Below are 2,106 nucleotides of genomic sequence, written 5' to 3' on the forward strand. Positions count from 1 at the left end.
CCGGCGGCGCGCAAGGCCCCGACCGGCGGCAGTTGCGTCTCGCGCAGCGTGTAGAAGGCGCCGGGGAGAAGCACGGCCACCGTGCCCGCGCTGGCCATGGCGGCGACGCCGTCTTCGTCCAGATACTCCAGATGATCGGCCGAGAGGGCATCATACCCTGCCGCAAGCTTCGCACCGCCGAGATTGGAAAGCTGCTCGGCATGGAGCTTCACCGGCAAGCCGAGCGCGCGCGCGTGTTCGAACACGCGTGCCATCTGCTCCGGCGAGAAAGCGATGCCCTCGCAGAACCCGTCGACCGCGTCCGCCAGTCCGGCCGCGTGCGCGGCCTCCATTCCGGGCAAAACCACCGCGTCGATATAGGCGTCCGGCCTTCCCTTATATTCCGGCGGCACGGCGTGGGCGGCAAGATAGCTGGTCTTCACCCGCACGCTGCGTGCCTCGCCCAACCTGCGCGCCGCGCGCAGCATCTTAAGCTCGTCTGCGACCGTGAGCCCGTAGCCGGACTTGACCTCGACCGTGGCGACCCCCTCCGCCATAAGCGCATCGAGCCGCGGGAGCGCCGCCTGCACAAGCGCCTCTTCGCTCTCCGCCCGTGTGGCGGCCACGGTGGAAACGATGCCGCCGCCCGCCCGCGCGATCTCCGCGTAGCTGGCACCCTCGAGCCGCATTTCGAATTCGCGGGCGCGGTCGCCGCCATGGATCAGATGGGTGTGGCAGTCGATGAGGGCCGGGGTAACGAGTCGCCCGGCGAGGCCGGTCTGCTCGGCGCGGACCCACTTTGCGGGAAGATCTTCGCGCGGTCCGGCCCAGCGGATGCGCCCATCCTCAATGGCGATGGCGGCGTCCTCAACCAGCCCGTACGGCGCGCCCGAGGGCGCCATGGTGGCAAGCTTCGCTTGTGTGAGAACACTGTGCTTCATCGACCGGGGACACTCATGGCTTTGTCTAGACTTTTGCCGATTATGTATATACAAGTTAATTTGTAGATCAGGACGGTGGCGCCATGCAAGAGATTTTCGCCCGAACCGCGCTCACACCCGCAGGCTGGCAGGACGACGTGCGCCTGACGATCGGCGCCGACGGGCGCATTGCCGCGGTCGAGGCGGGCGCGGCGCCGGTCTCGGCATACCGCGTGCCCGTGCTCCTGCCGGCCTTGAGCAATCTGCACAGCCATACCTTCCAGCGTGCCATGGCGGGCCTTGCCGAGCGCCGCGGGCAGAAGGGCCGGGACAGCTTCTGGACATGGCGGCAGACCATGTACCGCTTTCTCGACCGGCTCTCCCCCGAGGACATCGAGGCCATCGCCGCCTTTGCTTTCATGGAAATGCAGGAGGCGGGCTTTTGTGCCGTGGCGGAGTTCCATTACCTGCACCACCAGCCGGGCGGCGGCGGCCACGCCGATATTGCCGAGCTTGCCGCACGCATCGCCGGCGCGGCCGGAGAGACCGGCATCGGCCTGACGCTCCTGCCGGTGCTTTACCGCTACGGCGGCGCCGACCGGCGCCCGCTGGCGGATGGACAACTGCGCTTCGGCAACGATATGGCGGCTTTCGAAAGGCTTATGGCCGGCGCGGAGGGGCACCTGATGGCACACCTGCCCGCCGACACCGTGCTCGGCGCGGCGGCCCATTCCCTGCGCGCCGCCACGGCAGAGGAGATCCGCACGGTCTCGGCCCTGCGGCCGGAAGCGCCCTTCCACATCCACATCGCCGAGCAGGGGCCGGAGGTCGAAGAGATCCTCGCCGCCTTCGGCGCACGGCCGGTGGAGTATCTGCTCAACGAGGCGGCGGTGGACCGGCGCTGGTGCCTGATCCACGCCACGCACATGAACGCGGTGGAGACGAAAGAGCTCGCGCGCTCCGGCGCCGTGGCCGGCCTCTGCCCCATCACCGAGGCCAATCTCGGCGACGGCGTCTTCAACGGTGCCGCCTTCCGGCGGGCAGGCGGGATGCTCGGCGTGGGCAGTGATTCCAACGTGCGCATTTCGGTGGCCGAAGAGCTACGCCAGCTCGAATATTCGCAGCGGCTGAAGGACCGGGCGCGCACCGTCCTGGCCGAACCCGGCGCCTCCTGCGGCCGCGCCCTTTACGATACGGCACTGGCCGG

Annotated in this window: 2 protein-coding genes; one reads left to right on the plus strand and one right to left on the minus strand. The window is 68.8% G+C overall.

What is annotated here, in order from left to right; translation table 11 throughout:
* Positions 1–920, minus strand: a 920-nt coding sequence (gene hutI / locus ACFP9U_RS24830) for an imidazolonepropionase (protein WP_378625535.1), incomplete at its 3' end; no start/stop codon positions are given.
* Between the two features lie 83 nt (positions 921–1,003).
* Between hutI and ACFP9U_RS24835 the strand changes: the two genes are divergently transcribed.
* The coding region (locus ACFP9U_RS24835) for a formimidoylglutamate deiminase (protein WP_378625536.1) at positions 1,004–2,106 on the plus strand (1,103 nt) is incomplete at its 3' end.

Origin of the sequence: Nitratireductor sp. GCM10026969 (assembly GCF_042660605.1) — a bacterium.
Classification (GTDB): domain Bacteria; phylum Pseudomonadota; class Alphaproteobacteria; order Rhizobiales; family Rhizobiaceae; genus Chelativorans.